5 protein-coding genes are annotated in these 6,219 nt (G+C 63.4%); 1 reads left to right on the top strand and 4 read right to left on the bottom strand.

The genetic code is table 11. The annotated features are described in order from the left end of the window. The 4 genes from WF331_RS26505 to WF331_RS26520 are packed head-to-tail and all read right to left on the bottom strand — an operon-like array spanning position 1 to position 4,553. Positions 1–1,023: a LacI family DNA-binding transcriptional regulator gene (locus WF331_RS26505; protein WP_016499007.1), complete on the bottom strand. Its 1,023-nt coding sequence runs from the start codon at positions 1,021–1,023 to the stop codon at positions 1–3. Between the two features lie 4 nt (positions 1,024–1,027). After that, on the bottom strand, positions 1,028–2,023 hold the full coding sequence (locus WF331_RS26510; RefSeq protein ID WP_340623467.1) for an ABC transporter permease: 996 nt from the start codon (positions 2,021–2,023) through the stop codon (positions 1,028–1,030). Further along, a complete protein-coding gene (locus WF331_RS26515) occupies positions 2,020–3,573 on the bottom strand; it encodes a sugar ABC transporter ATP-binding protein (protein ID WP_340623468.1) in 1,554 nt (517 codons plus the stop codon). Before WF331_RS26515 ends, WF331_RS26510 begins: the two co-directional genes overlap by 4 nt. Before the next feature lie 20 nt (positions 3,574–3,593). After that, positions 3,594–4,553, bottom strand: a complete 960-nt coding sequence (locus WF331_RS26520) for a sugar ABC transporter substrate-binding protein (RefSeq protein WP_016499004.1) — start codon at positions 4,551–4,553, stop codon at positions 3,594–3,596. 403 nt (positions 4,554–4,956) lie between these two features. Here WF331_RS26520 and WF331_RS26525 point away from each other — a divergent pair, with 403 nt between their 5' ends. After that, a complete protein-coding gene (locus WF331_RS26525; RefSeq protein ID WP_016499003.1) occupies positions 4,957–6,045 on the top strand; it encodes an asparaginase in 1,089 nt (362 codons plus the stop codon). Positions 6,046–6,219 lie beyond the last annotated feature (174 nt).

The following is a 6,219-nucleotide window of genomic DNA, read 5'->3' on the forward strand; positions in this document are numbered from 1 at the left end:
TTAGCGGTAATCGTTGAACAAGTCCGGGCGCGGCCCGGTGGACTCACGCAGCACGATGCGCGGGGCCACAATGCGTTGCTCCGCCGCGCCTTGCCGGGGTGTTCCTATACGTGTCAGCAACAGTGAGGCGGCGCTCTCGCCCAGCTCGCGAATCGACTGGCCCACGGTGGTCAACGGCGGATACACGTAGCGGCTCAGCTCGATGTCGTCGAAGCCGATCACCGACAGCTCGCCGGGCACGCTGATATTGCGTTCGGCCGCAGCACGCAGCACGCCGAAACCGATCATGTCGTTGCCGGCAAAAATCGCCGTGGGCCGTTTACCCTCCAGCACCTGCGCCGCTGCTGCGTGCCCACCCGGGCTGGTGAAGTCGCAGTGCAGCACACGGCTGCCCAGCACCGGCACGCCGGCTTCGGCCATGGCGCGGCGGAAGCCGTTCAGACGCAACTGGGTAACCCCGGTTTCTGCCGGGCCGCCAATGTAGGCGACATCGCGGTGGCCAAGCTCCAGCAGATGCTGAGTGGCCAGGTAGGCGCCGTGTTCGTGGTCGATGCGCACCAGGTCGGCATCCACGCCTTCCAGTTCACGGTCGACGATAACCATCGGCGTGCGCACGCAGGCCAGGCTTTGCAGCAGGTCGCTGTCCTGGCCCACCGAGGCCACCACCAGGCCGTCGATGCGCTTTTCCAGCAGCACGCGCAGGTAACTGCGCTGCTTCTGTGGGTTGTCATCGGAGTTGCACAAAATCACACAGTAGCCGTTGCGCTCACACGCGTCTTCAATGCCCCGCGCCAGCTCGGCGAAGTACGGGTTGACGCTGTTGGGCACCAACAGGCCGATGGTGGCCGTGCTGCGCGCCTTCAGTGAACGCGCCACCGCGCTGGGCACGTAGTCCAGCTCGATAATGGCGGCTTCAACCTTCTGCCGCACGTGTTCGCTCACCGGTCGGGTCTTGTTCAGTACATGGGACACGGTGGTGTAGGAAATGCCTGCCAGTGCCGCGACGTCTTTGATGGTTGCCATATGGTCAGTTCCGCCGGGCTGCACGCCGGCTGCGGTAAGTGTCGAGCACCACGGCGATGACGATCACCGCCCCGGTGATGATGCGTTTGGTCGGCTCGCTGGCGCCAATCTGCGCCAGCCCGGCGGCCAGTACCGAGATGATCAGTACGCCAAAGAAGGTGCTGATGACCGAGCCACGCCCGCCCATCAGGCTGGTGCCGCCGATCACCACGGCGGCGATCACCTGCAGCTCCAGGCCGGAGCCGGCATTGGGGTCGGCCGCCTCCAGGCGCGATATCTGAAAAAGCGCGGCCAGGCCTGCCAGCAGCCCCATCAGGGCGAACACCAGCACTTTGTACGGGCGCGGGTCGATACCTGCCAGGCGCACCGCCTCTTCATTGGTACCGATGCCGATCAGGTAGCGGCCGAACACCGTGCGGGTCAGCACCAGATGGGCCAGTACGATCACCAGCAAGGCAATGATGAACGCTGGCGAAATACCAAAGGCAACCGGGTTGGAAAACCACGCATAGGCATCGCCGATATAGGCAGTGCGCGAGTCGGTGAACTGGTAGGCCAGGCCGCGGGCCATTTCCAGCACGCCAAGCGAGACGATGAACGACGGAATACGCCAGGCCACCGTAACGCCGCCGGTAATGCTGCCGGCCAGTGCGGCCACGGCCATGCCCAACAGCGCCGACGGCAGCGGGTCCCAGCCCCAGCCGAGGATGGCCACACTCACGGCAGAAGCCGCCAGGGCCAGCACCGAGCCCACCGACAGGTCGATGCCGCCAATGATCAGCACAAAGGTCATGCCCACCGCCAGCACCATCAGGTCGGGGATCTGGTTGGCCAAGGTACTGAAGGTGTTGTAAGACCAGAAGTGGCTGCTGAGGAACGAGAACAACACAATCATCGCCAGCAAGGCGCCAGCCAGGCCCAGGTAGGTGCCCGGGCCAAAGTAGGTGCCACTGCGGCGCACAGGGGCGGCGCCTTGGCTATCGAGCGGGGTGGTTTTCATGCGTCCATCCTGGGGGCTGCATCGTGCAGCAGTGCGTCACGTTTCTGATAACCGGCAAAGGCTGCGGCCAGCAGCTGGTCCTGGCTCCAATGATCACGCTCGAAGGTGTCGATCAGGCGACCGGCCGACAGCACGGCGATGCGGTCGCAGATCAGCATCAGCTCGCGCAGGTCGCTGGACACCACCACCAGCGCCTTGCCCTGGCGCGCCAGTTCGGCCAGCAGGCCATAGATGTCGAACTTGGCACCCACGTCGATGCCTCGGGTGGGCTCGTCGAACAGCAGCACCTGGCAGTCGCGCTCCAGCCAGCGGCCAATCACCACCTTCTGCTGGTTGCCGCCAGACAGCTCGCCCACAACCTGGTGGGCGCCGGCACTGCGAATGCGCATGGCCTGGATCTGGCGCTCGGCCAAGGCCTGCTCTGCCTGGCCGTCAAGCACGCCAGCGCGTGACACCGCGCCCAGGTTGCCCAAGGCGATGTTGGCGCTGATCGACTGCGTCAACAGCAGGCCCTCGCCTTTGCGGTCTTCGGTAATCAGCGCGATACCCGCCTTTACGGCAGCCTTGGGCGAGTCGATGGTGACGGTTTGTAGTGGTTGGCCGAGCGCGATGCTGCCACTGTCGGCACGGTCGGCGCCGTAGATCAGCCGCAACAGCTCGGTACGGCCGGCACCAATCAGGCCGGAAATGCCGAAGATCTCCCCTGCCCTGACCTCAAACGACACCTCGCGCACCTTGTCAGCACGGCTGAGCTTGTCGACCTTGAGCAACGGCGCGCCGATCTGCCGGCGGCGCAGGTCGATATGCTCGCCCAGCTCGCGGCCGACCATCAGGTTGACCAGTTCGGCACTGCTGTAGCGCTGGATTGGCTCGTCGCACACCAGCTTGCCGTCGCGCAGCACGACGATGCGCTGTGCAACACGCTGCAGTTCTTCCAGGCGGTGGGAAATGTAGACGATGGCCACGCCACGCTTGCGCAGGCGCTCGATCTGGGTGAACAGCAGCTCCACCTCACGCGCGGTGAGCATCGCGGTGGGCTCATCGAAGATCAGCACATGGCAGTCGCCGATCAGGTTGCGGGCAATCTCGACCATCTGCTGATGGCCAATGCCCAGTTCGCCCACCGGGGTATCCGGGTCGATGGCATCGAGCCCTACCTGCGCCATGGCGGCGGTGGCCAGCTGGCGCAGGCGCTTGTGGCTGATCCAGCCGAAACGGCTGGGCAGGTTGTCGAGAAACAGGTTTTCCGCCACGGTCAGCGTCGGCAGCAGGTTCAGCTCCTGCATGACCATGCGCACACCCAGGCGCTCGGCCTCGCTGCGGCTGGCAGGCGCATAGGCTTGGCCGCGGTAGGTCATGCGCCCGCTGGTGGGCACCTCCAGGCCGCTAATGAGCTTGGACAGCGTACTCTTGCCCGCGCCGTTCTCGCCGGTCAGGGCCAGCACTTCGCCGGCCCGCAGGCTCAGGCTGACCTCGCCGAGCACGGGCTGGGCGTAGGTCTTGCCCAGCCCGCTGGCGGACAGCACCACTTCATGGGCCGATGCAGCCATGGCCGTTTCTCCTGGCAGCGTCAGGGCTTCTTGGTGATGAGTTCGACCGGGGTCTGGATGACGTTGTCGGCATCCACGTCAGGCTTCTCGCCCTTGACCATTTTCAGCGCAGCCTGGATGCCGTACACCGCCTGCTGGCTGGCGGCCTGATCGAGGGTGGCAAGCACGCGACCATCGGCAAGCATCGGCTTGATGGCGTTGATGTTGTCATAACCCACCACTTGCACCTGGCCGGTCTTGCCGGCGGCGCGCACGGCAGACACGGCGCCCAGCGCCATGCTGTCGTTGCCGGCCAGCAAGGCTTTCAGCTCGGGGTATTCGTTGAGCATGGCGGCGGCGACGGCGTTGCCTTTGTCGATTTCCCAATTGCCGCTTTGTACCGAGACGATTTTCATCTGCGCGGCATCCATGGCGTCCTTGAAGCCGGCGGTGCGCTGCTGGGCGTTGGTGGTGGTCGGCACCCCTTCGATGATGCCCACCTGGTCGCCGGCCTTGAGCTTCTCGTTGGCCAGGTAGTCGCCCACCAGGCGCGCGCCCTTGCGGTTGTCGGGGCCAACGAACGGCACGCTGATGCCTTTGCTCTTGAGCAGATCAGGGTCCAGGCGGTTGTCGATGTTGATCACCACCACGCCCTGGTCCATGGCCTTCTTCACTACCGACACCAGCGCCTTGGAATCAGCCGGGGCAATCACCAGCGCCTTGGCGCCGGAATTGACCATCTGCTCGACGATGCGGATCTGTTCGCCAGTGTCGGTCTCGTTCTTGATGCCGTTGGCGACCAGGTCGAATTCGTTGGCGTGGGTTTTCTGGTAGTCCTTGGCGCCGTCTTCCATGGTGCGGAAGAATTCGTTGGCCAGTGACTTCATCACCAGGGCGACCTTGGGCTTGTCTTCGGCATGGGCGGCAGACAATGGCAGGGCGAGGGAAAGGGAGGAAACGACAGCGAGGGCCAGCAGACGACCGGGGAACGGCAGTTTCATGGACGATGACTCCGAATCTTGTGTTTTTTATCGGATCGCAAACGTTTGCGTTGACTAACTATGGAAACAGGACCGGGGTTTGTCAAATCCGTTTGATTTCGGAGGTCAAAGCACTGCTGTGCCGATTATCCAGATTTTTCCGGAAAACCGAACACCTTTTCCTATGCTTGTTCGGAATTACGAATGAAAGGATGCCCTTTGCAGCAGCGGCCCTGTGTCGCGATGGTCTGCGCAGCAGCCCCGGCAATGTGTGCTGAACACAGCATTCCGGGGCCGCTGCGCACCCCATCGCAACGCAAGGCCGCTCCCACACAAAGAGCCTCCGCGCAAGCTGGTACGAAACATGCCTGAAGCCCTGCGCGACTCAATAACTATCTCACTAGGAAGAGAGAGAACAATAACGATGAATGCCGCACTTAAAACCTTCGCCCCCAGCGCACTCGCCCTGCTGCTGATCCTGCCAACCACCGCCTCTGCCAAAGAAGCCGAAAACCAGCAGAAGCTGGCCAACGTGGTCATCCTCGCCACTGGCGGCACCATTGCCGGCGCAGGCGCCAGCGCGGCCAACAGCGCCACCTACCAGGCTGCCAAGCTGGGCATCGACAAGCTGATTGCCGGCGTGCCGGAACTGGCCGACATCGCCAACGTACGCGGCGAGCAAGTGATGCAGATCGCCTCTGAAAGTATCACCAACGAGGACTTGCTCAAGCTCGGCAAGCGGGTTGCCGAACTGGCCGAGAGCAAGGACGTCGACGGCATCGTCATTACCCACGGCACCGACACCCTCGAAGAAACCGCCTACTTCCTCAACCTGGTGGAAAAGACCGACAAGCCAATCGTGGTGGTCGGCTCTATGCGCCCGGGCACCGCCATGTCTGCCGACGGCATGCTCAACCTGTACAACGCCGTGGCCGTGGCCGGCGACAAGCAGTCGCGCGGCAAGGGCGTGCTGGTGACCATGAACGACGAGATCCAGTCGGGCCGTGACGTGAGCAAGTCGGTCAACATCAAGACCGAAGCCTTCAAGAGCGCCTGGGGCCCGATGGGCATGGTGGTGGAAGGCAAATCCTACTGGTTCCGCCTGCCGGCCAAGCGCCACACGGTCAATTCCGAGTTCGACATCAAGCAGATCAGCAGCCTGCCACAGGTGGACATTGCCTATGGCTATGGCAACGTGACCGACACCGCCTACAAGGCGCTGGCGCAGAACGGTGCCAAGGCGCTGATCCATGCCGGTACCGGCAACGGTTCGGTGTCGTCGCGGGTGGTGCCGGCGTTGCAGGAACTGCGCAAGAACGGCGTGCAGATCATCCGCTCGTCGCACGTCAACCAGGGTGGTTTCGTGCTGCGCAACGCCGAACAGCCGGATGACAAGAACGACTGGGTCGTGGCCCACGACCTGAACCCGCAGAAGGCGCGGATTCTGGCGATGGTCGCCATGACCAAGACCCAGGACAGCAAAGAGCTGCAGCGGATTTTCTGGGAGTACTGATTAACTCGCCGCGCCCCCCTGTAGGAGCGGCCTTGCGCCGCGAATGGGCGGCGTAGCGGCCCCAGGATTTGAGCTTCACCGCAGAAATCGCCGGGCTGCTGCGCAGCCCATTCGCGGCACAAGGCCGCTCCTATGTATGGACTCGCCTACATTGTCTAGCTGCTTTGAACATAG

It is taken from the genome of Pseudomonas sp. YNh (assembly GCF_037993085.1).
GTDB classification, from domain to species: Bacteria; Pseudomonadota; Gammaproteobacteria; order Pseudomonadales; family Pseudomonadaceae; genus Aquipseudomonas; species Aquipseudomonas putida.